General features: G+C 60.3%; 20 protein-coding genes and 3 tRNA genes. 9 read left to right on the plus strand and 14 right to left on the minus strand.

All coding sequences use genetic code 11. From position 1 onward, the window contains the following. Positions 1-63: 63 nt before the first annotated feature. The 4 genes from KQ659_RS17550 to KQ659_RS17565 all read right to left on the minus strand — a co-directional run bounded on the left by KQ659_RS17550 (position 64) and on the right by KQ659_RS17565 (position 3,091). A tRNA-Thr gene (locus KQ659_RS17550) sits at positions 64-135 on the minus strand. A 15-nt stretch (positions 136-150) separates the two neighbouring features. Next, a tRNA-Gly gene (locus KQ659_RS17555) sits at positions 151-223 on the minus strand. A gap of 79 nt (positions 224-302) precedes the next feature. Next, positions 303-385, minus strand: a tRNA-Tyr gene (locus KQ659_RS17560). Positions 386-556: 171 nt separating this feature from the next. Beyond that, the gene (locus tag KQ659_RS17565) at positions 557-3,091 is read right to left on the minus strand and encodes a M1 family aminopeptidase (protein ID WP_226930027.1); all 2,535 of its coding nucleotides are present in this window, start codon (positions 3,089-3,091) and stop codon (positions 557-559) included. 147 nt (positions 3,092-3,238) lie between these two features. On the opposite strand from KQ659_RS17565, the gene KQ659_RS17570 reads away from it, so the two are divergent. The 4 genes from KQ659_RS17570 (at position 3,239) to frr (ending at position 5,658) form a co-directional block, all read left to right on the plus strand. Next, entirely contained in the window at positions 3,239-3,742 is a 504-nt protein-coding gene (locus KQ659_RS17570) for a biotin/lipoyl-containing protein (RefSeq protein ID WP_216679894.1), read from the plus strand. 30 nt (positions 3,743-3,772) lie between these two features. Next, positions 3,773-4,012, plus strand: coding sequence for a hypothetical protein (locus KQ659_RS17575; protein ID WP_216688124.1), 240 nt, complete (start codon positions 3,773-3,775; stop codon positions 4,010-4,012). Between the two features lie 185 nt (positions 4,013-4,197). Continuing rightward, positions 4,198-4,995 carry a UMP kinase gene (gene pyrH, locus KQ659_RS17580; protein ID WP_216679892.1) on the plus strand — a complete coding sequence of 266 codons (798 nt, stop codon included), beginning with the start codon at positions 4,198-4,200 and terminating at the stop codon, positions 4,993-4,995. A gap of 99 nt (positions 4,996-5,094) precedes the next feature. Next, positions 5,095-5,658 (plus strand): ribosome recycling factor, encoded by a 564-nt coding sequence (frr, locus tag KQ659_RS17585; protein WP_168672203.1) that lies wholly within the window; start codon positions 5,095-5,097, stop codon positions 5,656-5,658. 84 nt (positions 5,659-5,742) lie between these two features. Here frr and nadD read toward each other — a convergent pair whose 3' ends face one another. From nadD to KQ659_RS17615, 6 genes are all read right to left on the minus strand, one after another. After that, complete coding sequence (gene nadD, locus KQ659_RS17590) at positions 5,743-6,327, minus strand: nicotinate (nicotinamide) nucleotide adenylyltransferase (protein ID WP_216688123.1); 585 nt, start codon at positions 6,325-6,327, stop codon at positions 5,743-5,745. A 95-nt stretch (positions 6,328-6,422) separates the two neighbouring features. Then, on the minus strand, positions 6,423-7,007 hold the full coding sequence (gmk, locus tag KQ659_RS17595) for a guanylate kinase (RefSeq protein WP_216679890.1): 585 nt from the start codon (positions 7,005-7,007) through the stop codon (positions 6,423-6,425). Positions 7,008-7,025: 18 nt separating this feature from the next. Then, on the minus strand, positions 7,026-7,316 hold the full coding sequence (locus KQ659_RS17600; RefSeq protein ID WP_216688122.1) for a hypothetical protein: 291 nt from the start codon (positions 7,314-7,316) through the stop codon (positions 7,026-7,028). A 73-nt stretch (positions 7,317-7,389) separates the two neighbouring features. Then, positions 7,390-8,034, minus strand: coding sequence for a sigma-70 family RNA polymerase sigma factor (locus KQ659_RS17605; RefSeq protein ID WP_216688121.1), 645 nt, complete (start codon positions 8,032-8,034; stop codon positions 7,390-7,392). A 287-nt stretch (positions 8,035-8,321) separates the two neighbouring features. Then, positions 8,322-9,374: a glycosyltransferase family 9 protein gene (locus KQ659_RS17610; protein WP_216688120.1), complete on the minus strand. Its 1,053-nt coding sequence runs from the start codon at positions 9,372-9,374 to the stop codon at positions 8,322-8,324. Beyond that, entirely contained in the window at positions 9,371-10,138 is a 768-nt protein-coding gene (locus KQ659_RS17615) for a glycosyltransferase family 2 protein (protein ID WP_216685959.1), read from the minus strand. The genes KQ659_RS17610 and KQ659_RS17615 overlap by 4 nt, the downstream gene beginning before the upstream one ends. Before the next feature lie 115 nt (positions 10,139-10,253). On the opposite strand from KQ659_RS17615, the gene KQ659_RS17620 reads away from it, so the two are divergent. The 3 genes from KQ659_RS17620 (at position 10,254) to KQ659_RS17630 (ending at position 12,428) form a co-directional block, all read left to right on the plus strand. After that, on the plus strand, positions 10,254-10,484 hold the full coding sequence (locus tag KQ659_RS17620) for a hypothetical protein (RefSeq protein ID WP_216679885.1): 231 nt from the start codon (positions 10,254-10,256) through the stop codon (positions 10,482-10,484). Between the two features lie 190 nt (positions 10,485-10,674). After that, positions 10,675-11,205, plus strand: coding sequence for a GNAT family N-acetyltransferase (locus KQ659_RS17625; protein WP_216679884.1), 531 nt, complete (start codon positions 10,675-10,677; stop codon positions 11,203-11,205). A 110-nt stretch (positions 11,206-11,315) separates the two neighbouring features. Then, a complete protein-coding gene (locus KQ659_RS17630; RefSeq protein ID WP_216688119.1) occupies positions 11,316-12,428 on the plus strand; it encodes an IS4 family transposase in 1,113 nt (370 codons plus the stop codon). A gap of 26 nt (positions 12,429-12,454) precedes the next feature. Here the strand turns inward: KQ659_RS17630 and KQ659_RS17635 are convergent, their stop codons facing one another. From KQ659_RS17635 to KQ659_RS17650, 4 genes are all read right to left on the minus strand, one after another. After that, on the minus strand, positions 12,455-14,578 hold the full coding sequence (locus KQ659_RS17635; protein ID WP_216688118.1) for a T9SS type A sorting domain-containing protein: 2,124 nt from the start codon (positions 14,576-14,578) through the stop codon (positions 12,455-12,457). A gap of 102 nt (positions 14,579-14,680) precedes the next feature. Further along, on the minus strand, positions 14,681-15,436 hold the full coding sequence (locus tag KQ659_RS17640; protein WP_216679882.1) for a hypothetical protein: 756 nt from the start codon (positions 15,434-15,436) through the stop codon (positions 14,681-14,683). 99 nt (positions 15,437-15,535) lie between these two features. Further along, positions 15,536-16,522 carry a glycoside hydrolase family 43 protein gene (locus KQ659_RS17645; protein WP_216679881.1) on the minus strand — a complete coding sequence of 329 codons (987 nt, stop codon included), beginning with the start codon at positions 16,520-16,522 and terminating at the stop codon, positions 15,536-15,538. Positions 16,523-16,597: 75 nt separating this feature from the next. Next, on the minus strand, positions 16,598-16,993 hold the full coding sequence (locus KQ659_RS17650) for a hypothetical protein (protein WP_216679880.1): 396 nt from the start codon (positions 16,991-16,993) through the stop codon (positions 16,598-16,600). A gap of 228 nt (positions 16,994-17,221) precedes the next feature. Between KQ659_RS17650 and KQ659_RS17655 the strand changes: the two genes are divergently transcribed. Both KQ659_RS17655 and KQ659_RS17660 read left to right on the plus strand, forming a co-directional pair. Next, positions 17,222-18,031: a S1/P1 nuclease gene (locus tag KQ659_RS17655; protein ID WP_216688117.1), complete on the plus strand. Its 810-nt coding sequence runs from the start codon at positions 17,222-17,224 to the stop codon at positions 18,029-18,031. A gap of 521 nt (positions 18,032-18,552) precedes the next feature. Further along, a complete protein-coding gene (locus KQ659_RS17660) occupies positions 18,553-21,303 on the plus strand; it encodes a T9SS type A sorting domain-containing protein (protein WP_216688116.1) in 2,751 nt (916 codons plus the stop codon). Positions 21,304-21,414: the final 111 nt, after the last annotated feature.

The raw sequence follows: 21,414 nt of genomic DNA on the forward strand, positions 1-21,414 counted from the left end.
GCCTGAGAGAACCGAGCCAGCAACCGGAATAATTCCGATTTGCTGGACTTGTGTAATAATCTGAGCCATTTATGGGATTTGAACCCATGACCTCTTCCTTACCAAGGAAGTGCTCTACCACTGAGCTAAAACGGCTTATTCTGAAAAATGAGCGGGAGACGAGGTTCGAACCCGCGACCTGCAGCTTGGAAGGCTGCCGCTCTACCAGCTGAGCTACTCCCGCAGAAGGGAGTTAAGAGTTAAAAGTATAAAGTTAGGAGTTAAAATCTCTTAACTTTTAACTCCTAACTTTTAACTCAAAATGGTGGGGGTAACAGGACTCGAACCTATGAACCCGAAGGAGGTGAGTTACAGTCACCCGCAATTGCCACTATGCGATACCCCCATTTTTGGTGCTGCCCGGCCGATTGCCGGGTGGCGTAACCCCTTATGTTTCGCTGCTACCGTAGTAGTAGTGTTTCGTAAGGAGTCGCAAAATTAGAGGTTTTTTGACACAAGGCAAGGGGTAGCGCAAAAAAAGGTTGTTCTTTTTTTGCGCTATTCACGGAAGTTGCTTTTACATAAGGTTATAAAATGCCTTCAGTCGGTCGTCAGTTTCCTTCTCGCGGATGTTTTGGAGGGTGGCTTTGAGGCTGGGCATGGATGGAAGCAGGAGCGCGAGGCTCTTGTAGGCACCTAAACGGATTTCGTAGCGTGGGGAATTTCGGGCATAGTCTTCGAGAATCTTGACGCCTTTATCGCGCTCTACGGGCGGAATGTGGGCCATGAAAGTGCCGAAAGACTGGAAGTAGGCGTAGAGGTCGGCTTCGGTGACATCGGGCAGGCGGCGCAGAAACCAGGGGTATTGATCGAGGCCGCCGTTGAGGGCGTAGTAGCTGGCGATAGCGACAAGGAGCGGGCTGCTCGTGGTGTTTTCGATGGAGGCGACCTGCTGTTGCGTGGTAGGCTCGGGACTTTTGGCGAGGACCACGAGCGCGGCGGCGGCTACCAGGGCAGAGCTGTCGCCGACGGCTTTCTCATAAATAGCGCCATAATTACCATCGGGGAAGGTGGCCAGGGTGGTGATGGCCTGGGCCCGGACGCGGGAAGCGGGGTCGGCGGCGAGGCGTTGGATGTCTTTGCGCATCCCGGCGGGCTCGGGGCCGCGGTAGCGGCGGAGGTGGTCGAGAGCGAGGCGGCGCACGTTCCAGAATTTATCGTTGAGGGCGTTGCGTAGCAGGCTGCTCACGGCCATCTGGTCGGTTTTATTCTGGAGCAGCTCTAACACTTCCGACTTCTGCTGGTAGCTCTGGGCGTGGTAGAACTGAAAGACCAACTCATCGGTGGTACGTTCTTCGTCGAACTGGGCCAGAAGCTGGCTTTCGCTATCGAACTTAACGAAAACCGGCTTCTGACCGGCAGGTAGCTGGAAGGTCTGGTCGGCTTTGGTGACGGTGATGTGGTGTTCGGTGGGCTGGTTGCTACCGGTCCAGACGGCGACGGTGACGGGCAGGCGGTAGACGGGCTGGAACAGGGTATCCTGCGTTTGCTGCACGCGCAGGGCTACCTGGCCGTTGGCGTAGCTGTGGGTGATGCGGAGCTCGGGGTGGCCGCGTCTGAGGAACCACTGGTTGAAGAACCACATCAGGTCCTCGCCGGTAGTTTCTTCGAAAGCGGTGCGCAGCTTGGAGATTTCGGCGGCTGAGAGTTTGTTCTGGGTCAGGTAGCGGTTAAGGGAAGCGAAGAATGCCTCGTCGCCCACGTATTTGCGCAGCATGTGGAGCACGCGGCCGCCTTTATCGTAAGAATGCCGGTCAAGCATGTCTTCGCGGTTGTTGTAGCGGTAGCGGATGAGGGGCTCGCGCTTGCTCTGGGCCTCTTCGAGGTAGTTATTGATTTTGATTTCCTGCACGAGGCCGGCTTCGTCAGCCCCATACTTGTGCTCGGCCCAGAGGTATTCGGAATAGTCGGCGAAGGACTCGTTGAGGGGGAGGTTGGCCCAGCTTTCGCAGGTCACATAATCGCCGAACCACTGGTGGAACAGCTCGTGGGCTATCACAAACTCGTTGGTCTGGAAATTGGCATCGAGCAATTCGCGCCTGGAGGCCTGTACGAAGCTGCCGAAGGTGGAAGCTGTGGTATTCTCCATGGCCCCACTTACGTAGTCGCGCACGGCCACCTGGGCGTATTTTTCCCATGGGTACTCCACACCCAGCTTTTTGGAGAAAAAGTCCAGCATCTCGGGCGTGTGGCCGAAGACGGCGCGGGCGGTGCCGGCGTATTTGGGCTCCACGTAATAGTCGACGGGCTTGCCGTGCCAGGAGTCGCTTACGACGGCAAAGTCGCCCACCACCATTGTGGCCAGGTAGGGCGCGTGGGGCGCGCTCAGCTTCCAGGTATCGGTGCGGGTGCCGTCGGGGTTGGCGTGAGAGGCCGTGAGCAGGCCGTTGGAAAGCGTTTTGAACTGCTTTTCCACGGTCATGCTAATTTCCTGGGTCATCCGCTGGTTGGGCTTATCGATGGTGGGAAACCAGCAGGAACTGGACTCCGTCTCGCCCTGGGTCCAGATTTGGCGGGGCTTATTCTTCTCCAGGCCCAGCGGGTTGATGAAGTACAGGCCCTTGTCGTTGGTGATGGCGGCGGAACCGCCCTGCGGCAGCTCGTTGGGCTTTGCCAGGTACACGATGCGCACCTGATAGGGCGTGTTGCGCGGGTACGGGTGGTCGAGCGCGATGACGAGCTTGCGACGGTTGTAGTTATAGGTGAGGCTTTTATTCTTCTTTTCACCAACTAACTCTACTTTCTGCACATCGAAACCCTTGGCATCGAGCACCACTTCTCCCTGCGGATAGAAATGCGAGCGCAACGTGAGAATGGCCGTGCCCAGCAAGTATTGCTTTTTGTAATCGAAACGAACATCAAGCTTCGTGTCCACGACATCGGTGAGGATGGTGGCGGCGGGCTGGATGGATGCTTCTGAAGGCAGCCAGGACGGTACGACAAGACCGGCCGACGTGGTAGCGGGCGGCGGTTCGGGCGCGATTTTTTTGTGAATGGGGGCTTTAATGGGCAACTTGCCCGAGCCAGACGTGCCCCTTTGGGCAACCGCCATAAATTGTGCGAACAACAACAGGCTGGTAAGGCCCGGAACCAGATACTTCATGCCAGCAGCAACAGGCGAAAAACGCCTCAATTTCTGAATTAATTTGAGATTTGGGCTACCTTTAACATCGCTTTCCCCCCACCCCATCCGCTTTCGATGTTCCAAATCAGCACCGCCCCCGACCAAGTCTGGGAAGTAGACTATCGCGCCACCGACGCTATCACGCTCAATAGCCAGCCGTTGGCCTGGGATGTAGCGGATTTGGGCGAAGGACGATTTCATGTGCTTTACGAAGGTCGCTCTTACAATGCAGAAGTTGTCGAAATTGACTACGCCACCAAAAACATTGTGCTGAAGCTGAACGGCCAGCGCGTGGTGATGCAAGCCAAAGACCGGTTCGACCTGCTGCTTGAGCGCCTGGGCATGAGCAATGCCGCCGTAGCCAAAGTAAACGAGCTGAAAGCCCCCATGCCCGGCCTCATCGTAGACATTCGGGTGACGCCCGGCCAGACCGTGCAGAAGGGCGACCCGCTGCTGGTGCTGGAGGCCATGAAAATGGAAAACATTCTGAAAGCGCCCGCCGACGGCACGGTGAGCAACCTGAAAGTGAACCTGCGCGACAACGTGCAGAAAGGCCAGGTGCTGGTGCAGTTTTCGTAGTTCTTAGTCTTTCATTTTATTTCATCCCTCATGAATATCGACGAAAGATTCAAGCAGCTGGAAAATGTAATGGTCGAAATGCTACGCAAGCAAGACCGTACGGTTGAAGAACTCGCTCGTATGCGAGAAGGACAGAGCGAGCTGAATACTAATAGGACTTACGCACTTCAAAAGCTATGTAACCTGAAAATCAACGACTTGCATTCAAGACGTATATTTGTTATATTGCTGTTTTTCAGTTGGTTAGTGTTTCAACTGCGTAAGTCCTAACTAAAATAGTGCGCGTCGAAAACCGCATCGAACGCGTGGAAGGAAAGTTGGAAGACGTAAGTCGCAACGTGTTGGAGCTACGCCGGGACACGGAAAAATTTCAGCAGGAAACAACAGCTGGCTTGACTCAAATTATCGATTTAATTCGCGGCCTTAAATAGAAGGCTTGCCTGAAAACCACGAAATTGAAATACAATCGCATTCTCCTCAAGCTCAGCGGCGAAGCGCTGATGGGCCAGCAGCAGTACGGCATCGACGCCGAACGGCTGATGCAGTACGCCTCCGAAATTAAAAGCGTGGCCGCGACGGGCGTGCAGGTGGCCGTCGTGATTGGCGGTGGCAACATTTACCGGGGCGTGCAGGCCGAAGCCTTCGGCCTCGACCGCGTGCAGGGCGACTACATGGGCATGCTGGCCACGGTCATCAACTCCATGGCCCTGCAAAGCGCCCTGGAGAAGCTGGAAGTGAGCACGCGCCTGCTCTCCGGCCTCACCATTCAGCGGGTGTGTGAGCCGTATATCCGGCGGCGCGCGGTGCGGCACCTGGAAAAGGGCCGCGTGGTGATTTTCGGGGCTGGTATCGGCTCGCCTTATTTCACTACGGACTCGGCGGCCTCGCTGCGGGCCATTGAGATTGAGGCCGACGTGGTACTGAAAGGCACACGGGTGGACGGCATTTATACGGCCGACCCGGAGAAGGACCCCACGGCCACGCGCTACCCCGAAATCACTTTTGACGAGGTGCTGAGCAAGAATCTGAACGTGATGGACATGACGGCCTTCACACTTTGCAAGGAAAATAACCTGCCCATCATCGTGTTCGACATGAACACCCCGGGCAACCTGGAGCGTCTGCTGAACGGCGAGGCCATGGGCACGCTGGTGAGCGCCGGCGGTACCGGCCGCGATGGCCGCAAGCCCCTCATCGACCCCGCCCAAAGCCTGTTGCAGCCGCTGGTGGGCAACCAGCCGGAGCAAGCTTAAGAAATTTTGAATGTTGAGTTTTGAGGGTTGAATGATTATTTCGGCCTCAACTCAACGTCATTCAACATTCAACCCTCAAAATTCAACCCTTCTAACGAGATGGACGAAGAAATTCAGTTTTACCTTGATGAGCTTGCCGAATCGATGAGCAAGGCTTTGGCGCATGTAAACGTTGAAATGAGCCGCATTCGGGCGGGCAGGGCCTCACCGGCGATGCTCGATGGCCTGCGCGTGGATTACTACGGCACCCCCACGCCCGTGAGCCAGATTGCGAACATTACCGCACCCGATGCGCGCTCGCTCCTCATCAAGCCCTGGGAAAAAAACATGGTGAGCGAGGTAGCCAAAGCAATCAAAAACAGTGACCTGGGCCTGAACCCAGTATCGGATGCAGATGGAGTACGCCTCAACATTCCGGCCATGACCGAGGAGCGCCGCCGCGATTTGGTGAAGCAGGCCAAGAACGAATCGGAAGCCGGTAAGGTGCGGGTGCGGGGCATCCGCAAGGATGTGAACGAGAGCCTGCGCAAGCTGCTAAAAGAAGGCGCTTCGGAAGATGCCGTGAAGAGCGCCGAAGAGAAGGTGCAGAAAACGACGGATAATTATATTGCAGAGGTTGAAAAGACGCTCAGCAGGAAGGAGTCCGAGATTATGACCATCTGATTTGGCCTTTTAATGACGAAGAAGCCTGGCGAATTATCGTCAGGCTTTTTTGTGGGTCGTAATTCTCGCAGAGGCTCGCAGTGGCTATGCGGAGGTGCGCGGAGGCTGGAGCGTCTCTTCGACGGCGGCGGGTACCAGGTAGCGGATGCTGTGGCCCTGGCGCAGGCTTTCGCGGATGTAGGTAGCCGAGATGTCAAGCAGCGGCGCGGTCATGACTTGCACGCGGGGAAAGGGCGCTAAATCGGGAATGGGCGAGCCGGAACGGGGATATACGTAGATATCGACTTCCGAAAGCAGGCGGGCCGCCTCCTGCCAGCGCGGCAGACCGGGGAGATTGTCGCTACCCATGAGGAGCACGAAATCGTGCGTGGGGTGGCGCTGACGCAGGGCGTCGAGCGTGGCGATGGTATAGCTGGGGCGGGGCAAGCCGAATTCGATGTCCTCGGCGCGCAGGCGGGGGTTATCGGCGATGGCGCGCTGCACGAGGCGGAGGCGCTGGGTATCGGGCAGCAGGTCGGCAGCGGCTTTGAAGGGGTTGTGGGGCGTGACGACGAGCCAGACTTCAGCTAAATCGGTGCGTGTGGCAAAATGTTCGGCCAGGATGAGATGGCCGGTGTGCACGGGATTGAACGAGCCAAATAGCAGGCCGATGCGGGAAGAAACTCTCATCCTGAGCGGTGCGAAGGACCTTATCACATGATAATACCCGACGCAGCGAACGTGATAAGGTCCTTCGCACGCTCAGGATGACAGCCTTTATTCAGCTAGACGATGGCGGGCTCGCCGCTGATGAACTGGCGCACCAGCTTTTCGGCGTGGTCGGAGGCTTCGTCGAGGTTATCGTTGACGACGGTCACGTCGAACCGGTTTTCGAAGCCAAGCTCGAAATTAGCCTTGTACACCCGCGAAGAAATGCTGGATTGTGAGTCGGTAGCCCGGGCCTGCAGGCGCTGCTCCAAAACCTCAATGGACGGCGGACGGACGAAAATAGCCAGCGCCCGGTCCTTATAGAACTCCTTGATGCTGAGGCCACCCTTCACGTCGACATCGAGAATGGCATGCTTACCGCCTTCCCAGATGCGTTCGATTTCGGACTTCAAGGTGCCGTAGAAAGCGCCCTCATACACTTCCTCCCACTCCACGAACTCGTCGTTGCTGATTTTATCCTGAAAATCCTGAACGGAGATAAAATGGTAGTCCTTGCCTTGCACTTCGGCCCGGCCGCGACGGTCGCGGGTGCAGGCAGAAATGGAAAAGCTAAGTTCCGGCAACCGGTCCATGAGGCGGTGCACGATGGTGGTTTTGCCAGCGCCCGAGGGGGCCGAAAACACAATGATTTTGCCTTGCATCGCGCAAAGCTACCGGTATTAGGCCATTTGCACACCTACGCGAGCCAAAATGGCATCGTGCAGGGTGGCCGGGATGGGCTGCCGGGTTACGCGCTGGTTCAGAAAACCAATAAATACGCGCTGCTTCTCGATGTCGTCGAAGCAAGGCGAGCAGTCCGTGGCGTTGTCGAAGAGGTAATCTTCGTCCTCGGCGGTCAGGGGCTGGCCTTCGATGAGTTGTTCTAGTACAGTGTTCACTCGTTCGCAGTCGGGGCCATTAGCCAAAATGGGGGCCGACGTATTGGTTTCTTTAGTAGCGGATTGGTTCATAATTGAAAATGTAGGAAAGGGGTGAGGAGCAATGCAGTACAAGGCCGGGAATAATGCGCCCTTGTTGAAGACGTTAATTATTCTCGGCCTCGGTTAGTTCCGTTTCATCGTCTATTGCATCATTGCCATATCCCATTGACTGGGCGTATTTCTCCAGCTTATCCTTAAGAAAATTGCGGGCGCGGTGCAGCCGTGAACGCACCGTACCTATCGGAATATCAAGCACTTTAGCCATTTCCTCGTAGGTAAACCCTTCGAGGTCGCAGAGGATGATGACGGTACGAAAATCGACCGGCAAAGAATTTAGCGCGCTGGCAACTTCGTCGCCGATGAGGTCGCGGGTCGACTGCTGGCGCATGTCGGACGAAGAAGCGCCAATTTCGCCTTCGGCCTCCACATCGTCGGGGTTGTAATAGCCCTCAATTTCGCTGTAATCGACCTTGGCGGGCTGCTTGCTTTTCTTACGGAAGTCGTTGATAAACGAATTCTTAAGAATGCGGAATAGCCAAGCCTTGGCATTGGTACCGGCCTCGAAATACTCGAAAAAACGGTACGCCTTGAGGTAGGTTTCCTGCACCAAGTCGTTGGCATCATCCTCATCGAGGGTGAGGCGGTAGGCAAAGTTGTAGAGCGGGTCGAGCACAGGCATTAGCTCGGCCTGAAAACGCCGGTCTTTTTCCTCTTTGCTCAGTTTAACCCGTTCGGGAGAATCGCTCATACACGTGGGCGGGGGAAATTGCAGGCCGAAACCTACGAAGGAATAGGGGATTATGACAATAGAAGCAGGTGAGGCAGCAACTCGACAGTGGGGCTGACCGGGTTAATCCATGCCAATAACCGCTCATTGTGCGACGCTACCCGCAGCCCGGAAAGACCAAAAGTAGCGCAACGCAACGTGCGGCGCATTGCCCGATGTACGGATTGCATCGGCTGCTAGGTTGCGATATGGCAAACAAGCAGCAAATTAACTAGACGAATCAGCCATTGTTCGTCGCCATATAGCATTTATTGCTCGACCAGTAGCGGCGCCCACGCGGCCACCCGCGCCGCCGCCGCCGCCGCCGCAATGGCTCGGATGCAAGTGCAGGCGGCAGGCTGCTGGCGGCAGTCGTCACAATTCGGCTTGTCGAAGACCATGAATTCGGCGTACGGGCCCAATGGGGCCCAGCGGCCGGGGTGCATGGGCCGGATGGGCGGGTACAAGCCCAGCGCGTGGCGGCCCAGCGCGGCGGCCAGATGCAGCGGGCCGGTGCTGCCGGCCACAAGGCCATCGGCGGCGGCAATGAAGGCGATGAACTGCGGCAGGCTGAGCCGGCCAGTGAGGTCGGCAGTGAGGAAGGCGGCATTTTCCTGAAGCCAGGGGGCCAGCTCCTCCCCTTCCGCAGCTGTGCCGGTGATGAAGACGCGGTGGCCGGCGCGGTGCAGCAGCTTGGCGAGCTGGGCGAAGTTATCGAGGCCCCACTCGCGGGCGCTGCCCCGGCTGCGCGGGTGCAGGATGACGTTGAGCTGGCCGGGCTGGCGCTGCTGGAGCAGCTCCTGGAGCGGCGGGGCCAGCGGCTCGGTGGCGCGCAGACGCACCAGCTGGGCCACTTCCTCTGTAGTGGGCGTGGAAGTATCACCGAGGGGCTCCAGCAGCTTCACATTTAGCTGGGCTTCGTGCAGAGGAGAGTGGCGGCGGCTGAGGGCGATGAGCTGGTTGCAGGTGAGCCAGTGCTGCCAGCGGTTGCGGGTGCCGATGCGCAGCGGGATTCTGGCCTTCTGGGCGAGGCGGGCCAGAATTTTATTGGGGAAGACGTGGATGATGGCAGCGGCGGCGTAGGCGCGCAAGGTTTCGAGCTGAGCCGTTACGGATTCTTTAAGCAGCTCATCCAGGTTCAGGAAGTCATCGACCCACGGGCAGGCAGCGGCCATGGGCGCGGTGTAGGTGCGGCCGATGAGCACCACCCGGCAGCCGGGAAACAGCTGCTTGAGCCGGCCACAAACCGGCAGGGTGAGCACCACATCGCCAATGGCGTCGGTGCGGGAGACGAGGAAGGTGAAGGTTTTTTCCGGGCTCATGCTTCGGCTTGTTCGGTGCGGGTTTTCAGCTTGGCGAATTTCAGGAACACGCCCCAGGCCGAGATGCCGGCGATGCACAGGCCGGCAAAGCCATCAAGGAAACCAAGGCGAAAGAAGTAGCCGTGCACGAATTTCCAGAGCGGCTTGAGCAGCAGGTGAAACAGGCTGACGTGGGTACGACCACGCAGGGCCAATTCCTGGGCCGTGATGCTGGTGAACTTGTTGAGCTGGCTGACGTGCTGCGCAATGCTGTGGTAGCTGTAGTGCAGGGCATCGCCGGCGAGTGGGCCGGTAGTCTGGCCGGGGTTTACCTCAAATTTCTCGTGCAGGAGCAGGCCGGTCCAGCGGCCCAGGCGGCGGTCGTAGAGGCGCAACTTGCGGTCGGGGTACCAGCCGCCGTGGCGCACCCAGTGGCCGCAGTAGTTGGTGAGGCGGGCCAGCGAGTAGGCGGCGTGCTGCCAGTCGGCCTTAACGGCGCGGATGGACTGGCGCAGCTCGTCGGTGAGGACTTCGTCGGCATCGAGCTGGAGTACGTGGTCGAATTTCGCCTGGCTGGTGGCGTAGTTTTTCTGTTCGACGTAGCCGGCGAAGGCGTGCTGGATAACGCGACCCCCGTGCTGGCGGCAGATTTCCACAGTAGCATCGGTAGAGAAGGAATCGACCACGAGCACGTCGTCGGCCACGTCGCCCAGGGCCTGGAGGCAGCGGGCAATATTGGCCGCTTCGTTGAAGGTGATGATAACGACAGAGAGAGGGATGGGCATGGGCGGGCAAATATCCGGCGTTTTTGTTGACTGAAGCATGGACCGTTTTTGCAATATTTTCGTACCGCAACCCACCGGGCGTGCGTAACTTGCACCCGAATTCGTTTCTCAACACATGAAAAAAACGCTCCTCCCCGGCCTGTTGGCCGCTGCTCTGCTGTCGCTCACGCTGCCTTCGTGCGGCCCTTCTGCCGCCGAGGGCGACGATGACGTAGCCACCACCGCCCTGCCCCCGCTGCCCGCTGCCCCCGACACCACCCAGGGTGCCAAGCAGCCCGAGCAGATGCGCGAATTGAACTCTGTGAACGCCACGGAAGATATCAAGAAAATGCAGCCGCAGATGTAGACCACGGATTGGCTCGGATTTTAGCGAATTTGGCTACGCCGACCTTCGGTTCACGGATTTTGTGGACGCTGACCTTCGGTTGGGGGCGCGCTGACTCGGGCCATTCATTAGGTTTTCTGCTTTTAATTGATTGGGCCGTTACTGCTGAGGCGGTAGCGGCCCAATTTCTTTTTCTTCTGATTTAATTACCATGGAAAATAACATTGTGCTGCGCCGGGGCGTGGAAGCCGATTTGCCGCAGGTGCTGGGCCTGATTCAGGAGCTGGCCGAATATGAGAAAGCACCGGAGGCCGTGACCAACACGCTGGTGGCCATGCAGCGCGATGGGTTTGGGCCGGACCCCATCTTCGGCTTTTTCGTACTGGAAAATGAGAGGGCCGAAATCATCGGGCTGGCGCTGTTTTACACGGCCTACTCTACCTGGAAGGGCCGGATGCTGTACCTCGAAGACCTGGTGGTGACGGAGGCGGGCCGGCGCGGCGGCCTGGGCCGGCTGTTGTTCGATGCCGTGGTGGCCGAAGCCCGCGCCACCGGCGCCGTGCGGATGAAATGGCAGGTACTGAACTGGAATGAGCCCGCCATCGGCTTTTACAAAAAGCTGGGCGCGACCATTGAGGACGAATGGCTAAATGGCAACCTGGACGAGGCCCAGCTAGGGCGCTACGAGGTGGCGGCGGTGGCCACGGCTGCAGCCGCACCGGCTACGGGGCGCAGCTTGTAGCTGCTGTAGCGGCAAAGGCTGGCGGTACTCTACCCTACTATTTTTCAGGTACAAAAACGGGGCAGCCCGACCTTTGGGGTTACGACACCACCAAAAACCCGTTCTGCCCCGTGAAGCAACACTTCGCCGCTAAAATTACGACGCTTTTGCAGCAGGCCCCGTTTGTGGGCCACTTGTCCCGCCAAAAGTTTGTGGGCCAGTTTATTCTTGGCCTGATAAAGAGCCGCAACGTGCAATTCGGCGAGGTGGCCCAGCACCTCAATGACGCGGCCAAGCCCGCCTCGAACGAAACGCGCATTCAGGACTTTTTCCGCGAAGTAGACCTCAATTACGTACTGGTGGCCAGGATTTTACTGAGTTTGTTGCCTGCGCAGGGCAAGCTGCGCTTATGCCTCGACCGCACGGAGTGGGACTTCGGCCAGTGCCAAGTGAACATCCTGCTCGTCACCGTCGGCACGGGCGAGGTCCACGTGCCCCTTTATTGGCACCTGCTCGACAACCGCAGCGGCAACTCCAACGCCGCCGACCGCATCGCGGTGCTCGAAAAGTGCCTGGCCTTGCTGGGCAAAGACCGCATCGGCCTGGTCGTGGGCGACCGGGAATTTGTCGGCCATGCGTGGTTCAAGTGGCTCAAAGACAATGGGCTTAATTTTGTCATGCGCCTGCCCAAGCACCACTGCCTGACCCACGCCGACGGCCGGCGGCAGGCCGTGGCCGACCTGGGCCTGGTGCCGGGGCAGGTGCGCCGCTTCGCCCACGTGCAGGTCGACGGAGTCTGGGGGCAGGTCTGGGTCAAGGCCGTGGCGGCGGACGCGTTTGTCTTCCTGTTTGCCACGGCCGGTCTGAACCACCTCGAGCAACTCTATGCCAAGCGCTGGACGATTGAGCAATGCTTTCAAAATCTGAAAGGGCGGGGCTTTAACCTGGAAGCCACCCACTTGCGCTGTTTCCAAAAGCTGCGCAAGCTCGTGGCCCTGGTCAGCCTGGCCTACGCGTTTTGTCTGGGCGTGGGCGCGGCCGCCCACGGCGGCCGCCAGCCCATTGCCCGCAAAAACCACGGCTACCGGGCCGCCAGCCTGAGCCGCCACGGCCTCAATCTGCTCCGCCAACTCGCCCGCCCGCTGACCCTGCCCGAGGACCCATTGGCCCGCTTGGTTGAAACGCTACTGAACTGGATTACGAGGCAACTTGCTAAAAATCAATTACTAAAAATAGTAGGGTAGAGTAGTTGGCGGTTATCCTCAACAACCTAGAGCCGGGTGAACTTCTGGCTGCCAGTGCGGCCTTGCGCATCCTGCCAGCGCAATACATACAGGCCGGGCTGCGTAGCGGGCAGATTTAGGGTGAGCACGTTCAGGCCAACAGGTACGCTGAGGGCGGTGGCCATGATGCGGCGGCCCAGCATGTCATACACCCAGAAAATTACCGTGCCATCGGCGGAGGCGGGATATTGGAGGCGTAGCCGGGAGTCCGTCACCGGGTTGGGGAAGATGCTGACGCTGGCGCTTTCCGAGCTTATGACTACGGGAACAGCGTTGTCGAGTGAGCCATCGGGGCGCTGCAGGCGGAGGCGGTAGTAGTGCAGGCCGGTGAGTGGCTGGGCATCTACGTACTGGTACTGACTGGCGGGGGGGCGCGGGGCGATGGTGGCCAGCGGCGTCCAAGCGGTGGTATCGCCGCTCAGGCTGCGCTCCACCACGAAGCGGCTCAGGAAGCACTCGTCGCGGGTGGCCCAGCTGAGAGTGGCGCCGGTGCCGGCAGTGTACTGCCCGGTGAGGCCGGTGAGGGGAGCGGGCAGCAGGGCCGGGCCGCTGCAGCCCAGGTTGCGAAAGCTGCGCACCCGCAGCACCTGCCGCCCACCGGCCACTTCGCTGAGGGGGTTCAACGAACGGGTGGTTTGACCAAGCGCCAGGGCGTAGTGCATGATGGCGCGGGGCAGGTTGAGGTGGTTGAGCTGCTGGGCGTGGCCCAGCTCGTGCACGGCCACCGACTCAAAATCGACCTGGTTGATGGCGGCCGGCAACGGACCAAACTGGAAGGGCGAGGCATCGTCGAACTGCATATCGATTTCCTTCACCCAGAATATTACCTCGCCATTCGGCGCGTAGCAGCCTTTGTAGTAGCTGGTGGTGCGGCCCAGAACGCGGGCGGGCAGCTCGGCCCCCTGGTCGAAGGCAACGACGTTCTGGCCGTCGTCGGCGATGGTGTTGGTGGCGCTGGCGGGGCCCACTTCCCAGTTCATGCCCGTCTGGCAGCGCCAGGTGGCCAGGGCGCGCTGCCAAGCCGCAGCCGGCGTGGCCGTGAAGTTGGGCCCGAAGCGGAAGGTGATGCCCCCGGTGGCATTGAGGGCAATGTGGTTCGGGCGCTGGAGCAGCTTGCCATCGGTGCTCTCCACGTTGGTGAGGGCGTAGACGATGGTAACGGCACTACTGCTTTCGACATTGAGCTGGTCGGAAGTGGTGACGCGCACCGGGCCGGAGCCGGCAGGGTGGCCGCTGCTCACCGGGCTGCCGCCGCTGGCCGTGGAAGGCACCCGCACCTGAATCTGGTTGTTGGTCCAGCTGAGGTAATCGTCGTCGCGGGCTTTCACGCGGGTCGCACCGCCATCGTCGGCATTCCTGAATTCAACAAAGCCACTGCCCCGGGTGCTGCCAAAGCCGTCGCCGGTGATGGTGAGCACCGCCCCGGTACCCGCCGTGAGGCTGGTGGGTGCAAAGCCCGCAATGGTAGGGGCCGCCGTGCCCCGCTGCGCGGGCGCCGCCGCCTGGGCCAGCGCCGGGTTGGCCTGCAACACCTGGCGCGCCTGCCCCGTGAGCTGGGCTATTTCCTGATAAAAGCCCGCATCCAGCGCCTTGTAAACACGAAAGGGCTCGGAGGCGGTGCCCTCAGTGGGGTTGAATTGGATGAAACCCTGCTCGCTGCCCACTGGGGTGAAGGCGGCGGGGCCAACGACCGGAAGGCCCGGCCAGGGCGCGGGCATCAGGAAGAAAACGCCCTGCTGGCCGGGCGTGAGCTGCAGGGTATTGGTCAGGATTTGCTGGTCGAGCCCCAGCCGGCCGCCTTCGGTGAGGACGGTGAGGCCGGTGGTATCGGCTACCGGGCCTTTCAGCAGCGAAAAGACCCGTAGCCGGTGCCGGGTGAAGAGGTGCCGGTGGCCGGCATCCCAGAAGCTGCGGGCGTCGAGTACCTGCGCTTCAACTACCAGGGCCGACTGCCGGGCGCGGCGGGCCGGCTCCAGGGGCAGCATCAGGCAGCGGGTTTCGGCGGGCACCGGGGCCTGGGCCAGTGCCGGGCCGGCTCCCGCTATCAGCAGCCCCAATGTACTCGCCCACTTGCGGCTCACGAAACGAAGAAATGGTAGTGCAGCAGGCATAAGCAAGGAAAAAAACGAGTGCTGCCGAAGATACGGCAAACCGGGATGAAGGGCCTTAGTGCCTGGCCCAACAAGTTGGCTGCCGGCTGTTCGGATGGCAGCTTAGTACCCACGCCGGGCTTCGGCCAGCTCGCGGGCGAACCGGTGGTTCTGGCGGTACTGGCGCACATCGCGCCAGATGACGCCCACAAACACGTTGAGGCGGTAGCTGAAGTACATGCCGTCGAAATCGTCCTCATAATCAACTTCAAGCACCGATTTGCGGTAGCCCACGCTGCCGCTCACCCCCACCCAGCGAAACGGCTTGACCAAGATGGAAAGCCCGGCCTCGACGGGCACAAACAGGCCCCGGTGGTCGGTAGTGGTGGAGCCGCTTTGGTTGGTAATGGTGTAGTGGCTGCGGCCCAGGCCCACTTCCAGCGGCAGGCTGATTTCGAGCCAGGGCCGCTGGAAGAAAATATAGCTCACGTTGGGCGTGAAGTACGTGAGGCCGAGCTGAGGCGTGAGGGTATCGGTGATTTTCTTGGTACGCTTGCCGTTTCGGTATTGGTAGATATAGAGCGCGGCATAGTCACGGCTGAGGGTGTAGCCGCCCAGGCCCAACCGCCAGCGCCGGCCGGGCAGCAGCACCCCGGCATTGACCCCAATGATGTGCACGGCCGACGACTGCACGAAGGACTCGCGGTTATCGAGCGAAATCACAAAGCCCACCCGGCGGCGCGGGGCCACGGGGGCCGGGCAAGGCGGTCCCGCCTCCGTGGCTCCGGCCGAATCGGCGGCGGGCCGGGTCTGGGCGGCTCCCACCAAGGCATTCAGCAGCAGGGCAACCAGCAAGCTGGCCCCGATGTAACGAGTCATAGTAAAGTAGTAGCAGTGGCGCAATCGGGCTAAAGCTAAGCCATTAACGTGAGCTACGCATGATAGCCGACAACAAAGACAGAGGCCGGCGCTGGCAGTTTAACTAGCCGGGCTGGCTGGCGCGGACTGGGGCAGCCACTGGGGCGAGCCGCCGGCCACGGCGGGCCAGCCGTCGGCAGTGTAGTCCAGGCGGGCCAGAATGAGCACACGGCGCGAGTAGCCCTCCGAATCGTCGATGGCGTCGAAGGTGGGCTGGCGGGGGTCGATGGCGTGGCAGGCCAGCCAGTCCTGGCCGGCGGCATCGGTCACCACGCAGTTGTGGCCGGGGGCATGCCAGTGGGCATTGGCGGCAAGCAAGGCGGCGTGGGGATTGGCGGTGGCGGCGGCGTAGGCTTCGAAGGGGCCGGTGGCGTGGCGGGCGCGGGCCACCAGCACGGCGTAGTGGGCGTGCGGGCCGCAGCAGTTGTCCCCCGAAAAAAACAGGTAGTACCAGCCGGCGCGGTAGTGCACCCAGGCCCCTTCGATGAGGCGGTGGTAGTTGGCGGGGTCGTCGGAAGCGCTGGGGTGCAGCACGGCCACGGCCTCGCTGCCGGGGGCGAAGCGCAGGCGGTCGGGGGCCAGCTCGCGCACCCAGATGGGGCCGAACCCCGAGCCCCAGTACAGCAGCCGCCGGCCGGTGGCAGGGTCATCAAACGCCATGGGGTCGATGCAGGTGAAGCCGGGGCCGGGCAACATGGGCCGGGCACAGTCTACGAACGGGCCAGCGGGCGCATCGGCCACGGCCACGGCCAGGCTGAAGTAGTCGGCGCCATCGGGCCGGGACGAGTAGTACAGATAATAGCGCCCGCCGTGCTCGCTCACGTGCGGAGCCCATATTTTCTGGCTTTCGGTGGCCCAGACGGGCTTTTCGGGCAGGCCTTCGCCGAGGTATTCCCAAGCCACCAAATCGCGGGAGCGGGCCACTTGCAGGTTGATAATGAGGCCGGCGCGCTTGGTTTGGGTACCATAGGCGTAGTACCAGCCATCGGCGGCGCGAATAATGGTGGGGTCCGGAAAGTTGTCGTCGAGGACGGGATTGGTGAACATGGCGGCTTTAATTAAGAGTTAAGAGTTTCAATCATAACGTTCCTCGTAACTCTTAACTCTTAATTCCTAACTCCCCTATTGCTCCCGCTGCTGCTGCAGCCACAGGTAGGCCGAGGCAACATCATCGAAAGTGCCTACTGATGGGGTAGTAATGGGATATATCCGCTCTTCGGTGGCGTGGCGGGCCTGTAGGCTTAGGGGCAGCACCCAGGCAAAGTAGCGCAGGCCGGCGGTCTGCATCTCTTCCAGCCACCGCGCACCCCAGTGAGTGCGTTGCATGTGTACGGCAAGGATATTGGTGCCGTCGGTCAGGATTTTCTGGCAGGGCCACTGGCGCAGGCTGGCCAACATCTGCTCGCAGGCGGCCTGGGCCAGGGAGGCATCGTAGCTGCCGCGCAGGTCCACGTAGAGCCAGCGGTTCGGCTCATCGTGACCGATGAACAGGGTGGGAGAATCGAAAACAGTTTGCATGGATAGGCGGAGCGCGGGGCTGGCAACGACCTTTTGCGCACTCAAAGAACGACACATAAGCCTTCCCGGTCCTGGATTCTGCCTTCTTACTCGCGGGCACAAATACTTTGCCGGCCGCGCATTCATCTGCTGCGGCCGGGCACTAGCTTTGTGGTTCTGCTTGCGCCGGAAGGTGCCCGAAAACCCGGCAAACCGCTTGCTCTCGCCTCACTCCCACCCTGTTCGCTGATGTTCAAAAAAAGTGTTGCCCTCCTGGCGCTGTTGTGTGCGCCGTTTAGCCTGTTGGCCTGGGGCGTGGTAGGCCACCGGGCCGTGGCCAAAATTGCCGAAAACTACCTCTCTTCCACGGCCAGGCGCGAAGTAGCCCGCATCCTGGGCCACGAAACCATGCCGTTGGTAAGCACCTGGGCCGATGAGCTGCGCTCGGACCCGCAGTTCCGCGACACGGCACCCTGGCACTACCTCAACGTGCCCGTGGGCCTCGATTTTGCCGCCTTTGTGAAGCAGCTGAACGACCCCGCCCTGGCCGCCCCCGCCGCGCCCACCAACGCCTACACGGCCCTGCTGCAAGCCCGCCGCGACCTGAAAGACCCCAAGAAAACCGCCGAGGAAAAGCTCGTGGCCCTCAAGTTTGTGGTTCACCTGGTGGGCGATGTGCACCAGCCCCTGCACGTAGGCCACGCCGAAGACAAAGGCGGCAACAGCATCATGGTGAACTGGCGCGCCAAGGACGATACCAACCTGCACAGCGTGTGGGATACCGCCCTGGTAGAATACCCCGGCTTCACCTATAGCGAAATGGCCACGGCCTACGACCACGCCACGCCCGCCCAAATCAAGCAGTGGCAGAGGGACGACATGACGACCTGGCTTTTCGAGTCGTACCAGCTCTGCACGCCCATCTACGCCAGCGCGGCCGTTTCGCCCACCAAGCTCGACTGGCACTTCTACCCCACCTTCGGCCCCACCGTGGAGCAGCAGGTGCTGAAAGCCGGCATCCGCCTGGCTGGTGTGCTCAACGAGGTATTCGACAAGTAAGCCGGCACCTTCCAACGCTCATTTCTGAAGCCCCGGCCCCACCAGCGCCGAGGCTCTTTTTAGGGGGCATTTTTTGCGCCCCGACGTGACTCCGCCCCTTGTACTACTGGCTTTGCTACCGGTATGCCGCCCTGCCGGATACGACCTGGCGGGGGCTACCGCTTAGGAGTCCATAACCGGTATTGGAGTTGTTTAGAAAGTCACAAAAGGTACTCAAACGGTCATACTGCGCTGCCCTCTGCATGACCGTTCGGGGACTTTCTAAACAGCTTCATTATCAAAATAGTAGGTTCAGCACCTGTTTTTCCTGAAATTATTCGTAGCGTGTCGACCTTTTTTCAGCTGTCTATCAGCGATGTATCAGGGCAATTACTACAGTATGATGTTTTTGATGACGAATTCTTAAAACAGTTGATGAAAAAATGCAGGATATTGCATGCGCAATCGATTTGCCTGCACTATGCAAGTTGAGTAAAGATTGCAGCACTCTCAATAGTCATATTTCTCTGTTACCCTTTTTCATGATAGAATCTTACAATCGAAAAACCTGGGCGAGCCGTTTGCAGAAGGCTGGTTTAGCTATATTGGTGGCGGGTGGGGCCGCTGGAGCCGCACAAGCGCAGGCGCTGAACTATACGCCCAGCACGGCCGTGAACGTGGCCGGCACTTATACCGACCTGGGCACCACCGGTACGGCCATTGCCACGGCCAACACCGACGATGACAACTCGGCGGCGCAGGCCATTGGGTTCAGCTTCAACTTCAATGGCATCGCGTTCACGCAGTTTGTGCTGAACACGAACGGTCTGATTCGGCTGGGCAGCGCAGCGCCTTCGTCGGTGGCAGCCTTTCCACCGTTTGCTCAAACGCCGGAATCCGGCCCGATTTCCGGCACCAACGCGGCAGATATCAACCTGATTGCACCGTTCAACCTGGACCTGGGCCCCGGCACCGCCGGCGGCACCGAGTACCGCGTGGTTACCACCGGCACAGCCCCCAACCGGGTGTGCACCATTCAGTGGAAAAACGTGGCCGACAAGCCCCAGGCCGCTTCTTCGACCATTGCGACAGTTATCGCCACGCAGTTCGATAACTTTTCCTTCCAGGTAAAGCTCTACGAAACCACCAATAACGTGGAGTTTGTGTACGGTACTGCCATGGCCAGCACCGGCGTATCGAATATCAAATACGCGGCCATTGGCATCAAGGGCGCGGTACCGGCATCGTCGGTATTGGCCACCAAGCCGTCTACGGGGCTCTGGTCGGCGGCCACCTTTATTGTGGGCCCTTACCTGGCATCGAGCGCGGGCAACGCCCACAACGTCCGTCAAACGGCTTTGCCGGATGTGGGCCGCACCTACCGCTTCGCGCCTACGCCGACCAGCGATGCAGCGGTATCGGTTATTTATACGCTGGGCAAAATAGCCAGCCCGGATGCGCTGCCGCACGCCGTGCGGGCCGTGGTGACCAATGCCGGCGTCTCGGCGCAGACCAACCTCGACGTGACGCTGAACGTGACCGGGGCCAACACCTTCACCGATACCAAGCGCGTGGCCTCGCTGGCGGCGGGCGCTTCCACTACGGTTACGTTTGCCAGCTACCCGGCCACGCTCGCGGCGGGCACCAACACGATTACCGTAACCGTGCCGGCCGATGGCAACAACACCAACAACACCGCCACCTACGGCCAGCTGGTAACGGCCAACCGCGTGTCGTATACCGACCAGGCAGCTGCGGCTACGGGAGGCATTGGCCTCGGCAACGCCATTCTGGCTTCGAAGTACACGCTGCCGGCGGCCACCACCATTGGCGATGTGGTGCTAACCTTTGCCCCGGCCGCCGGCACGACGACCAACACGGCTCCGTACCAGCTGGTTATCTATGATGCTTCGGCCCCAGGGGGCCTGCCCGGCGCGCTGCTCTACACCTCGCCCACGCAGAACCGTACCACCGCCGGCGGCACCGTTACGCTAACGGTACCCAACATCGCCGTACCAACCAGCTTTTTTGTGGGTGTGAAAGAAACCAGCGCCACCAACATGTCGCTTTCTTACCAGCTTGAGGCCCCCATTCGCCCCGGCACGTTCTTCTACCTGCCGGGCGGCACGGCCACCTGGCTCGATTTCGCCCCCAACAACTCGTTCCGCTTTGCGATTGAGTTTGGCACCATCACCCCGAACTGCGCCCCGCCCACTACGCTGGCCGTGAGCAACATCACCGCCACTACCGCCGGCGTGTTCTTTACGGCCCCTGCCAGCGGTGCCACCAACTACGAAGTGCTGTACGGCCCGGCTGGTTTCGCCCTCTCTACCGGCACGCTAGTCACGAGTACCAACGCCCCCGTGACGCTGAGCGGCCTGACGCCCGCCACCACCTACCAGGTATATGTGCGGAGCAACTGTACCGCCGGCGGCAGCAGCAGCTATGCTACGCCCGTCACGTTCACCACGCCCTGCAGCCCCACCCAGACGGTGGCCGCCTTCCCCTACAGCCAAGACTTCGACACCCTGATTCCGGGCCAGTCGCTGCCCTGCGGCTTCAGCGTGCTGGATGCCAACGCCGACGGTGCTACCTGGGCCGTATCGGCCACCAACCCCAACTCGGGCGCCAACAGCATCCGCTACCGGGGCCTGGTGCTGAACAACGTGGTGGCCAACGACTGGTTCTTCACGCCGCCGCTGGCGCTGCTGGCTACTTCGCGCTATCAGGTGGCGTTCCGCTACCGTGGCGAAGGCATTGCCAACAGCCCCTCGAACTACACGGAGAGCCTGGAAGTGAAATCGGGCACGGCCGCCACGGTAGCCGCCCAAACCAACCTGCTGTACAACAACACAGCCATCACCAACACCAACTATGCCCTGGCCAACGGCACTTCGGTACCCGTGGTGGCCCTGCTGCCCGTGGGCGCAAGCACGCAGTACGTGGGCTTCCATGTGAAGAGCCTGGCCAACCAGGGCAACCTCTACATCGACGACGTGGCGGTGACGGCCGTTTCCATCACGGCTACTTCGGAGGCGCTGCTGCGCGCTGTGAGCGTGTTCCCCAACCCGTCGACCACGGGCGTATTTGACCTCGAAATTCACGGAGCCAATGCCAAAGGCAGCCTCGATGTGCAGGTGACCAACACCCTGGGCCAGCGCGTGTACACGGGTGCGGCCCGCGACAACTACACCAACCGGCTCGACCTGAGCGGCCTCGCGGCCGGCATTTACTACCTCCAGGTGCGCAACGGCGATGAGCGCCTGACCAGCCAGGTAAGCATTGTGAAATAACGCGCGCAGCCGCACTATTTCACCCCATCGACTGCCCGTTGAGAAGTTGGCACTGAAGGCATTTGCCTGGCAATTGCGCTTCGGTGCCAACCTTCAATTCCCAAACCTGGC

This window comes from Hymenobacter siberiensis (genome assembly GCF_018967865.2).
Lineage (GTDB): Bacteria > Bacteroidota > Bacteroidia > Cytophagales > Hymenobacteraceae > Hymenobacter > Hymenobacter siberiensis.

Coding starts and splice junctions, on each gene's coding strand:
- KQ659_RS17565 (WP_226930027.1), bottom strand. CDS start 3,091: ATGGCGGTTGCCCAAAGGGGCACGTCTGGCTCGGGCAAGTTGCCCATT.
- KQ659_RS17570 (WP_216679894.1), top strand. CDS start 3,239: ATGTTCCAAATCAGCACCGCCCCCGACCAAGTCTGGGAAGTAGACTAT.
- KQ659_RS17575 (WP_216688124.1), top strand. CDS start 3,773: ATGAATATCGACGAAAGATTCAAGCAGCTGGAAAATGTAATGGTCGAA.
- frr (WP_168672203.1), top strand. CDS start 5,095: ATGGACGAAGAAATTCAGTTTTACCTTGATGAGCTTGCCGAATCGATG.
- nadD (WP_216688123.1), bottom strand. CDS start 6,327: ATGAGAGTTTCTTCCCGCATCGGCCTGCTATTTGGCTCGTTCAATCCC.
- gmk (WP_216679890.1), bottom strand. CDS start 7,007: ATGCAAGGCAAAATCATTGTGTTTTCGGCCCCCTCGGGCGCTGGCAAA.
- KQ659_RS17600 (WP_216688122.1), bottom strand. CDS start 7,316: ATGAACCAATCCGCTACTAAAGAAACCAATACGTCGGCCCCCATTTTG.
- KQ659_RS17605 (WP_216688121.1), bottom strand. CDS start 8,034: ATGAGCGATTCTCCCGAACGGGTTAAACTGAGCAAAGAGGAAAAAGAC.
- KQ659_RS17610 (WP_216688120.1), bottom strand. CDS start 9,374: ATGAGCCCGGAAAAAACCTTCACCTTCCTCGTCTCCCGCACCGACGCC.
- KQ659_RS17615 (WP_216685959.1), bottom strand. CDS start 10,138: ATGCCCATCCCTCTCTCTGTCGTTATCATCACCTTCAACGAAGCGGCC.
- KQ659_RS17620 (WP_216679885.1), top strand. CDS start 10,254: ATGAAAAAAACGCTCCTCCCCGGCCTGTTGGCCGCTGCTCTGCTGTCG.
- KQ659_RS17625 (WP_216679884.1), top strand. CDS start 10,675: ATGGAAAATAACATTGTGCTGCGCCGGGGCGTGGAAGCCGATTTGCCG.
- KQ659_RS17635 (WP_216688118.1), bottom strand. CDS start 14,578: ATGCCTGCTGCACTACCATTTCTTCGTTTCGTGAGCCGCAAGTGGGCG.
- KQ659_RS17640 (WP_216679882.1), bottom strand. CDS start 15,436: ATGACTCGTTACATCGGGGCCAGCTTGCTGGTTGCCCTGCTGCTGAAT.
- KQ659_RS17645 (WP_216679881.1), bottom strand. CDS start 16,522: ATGTTCACCAATCCCGTCCTCGACGACAACTTTCCGGACCCCACCATT.
- KQ659_RS17650 (WP_216679880.1), bottom strand. CDS start 16,993: ATGCAAACTGTTTTCGATTCTCCCACCCTGTTCATCGGTCACGATGAG.
- KQ659_RS17655 (WP_216688117.1), top strand. CDS start 17,222: ATGTTCAAAAAAAGTGTTGCCCTCCTGGCGCTGTTGTGTGCGCCGTTT.
- KQ659_RS17660 (WP_216688116.1), top strand. CDS start 18,553: ATGATAGAATCTTACAATCGAAAAACCTGGGCGAGCCGTTTGCAGAAG.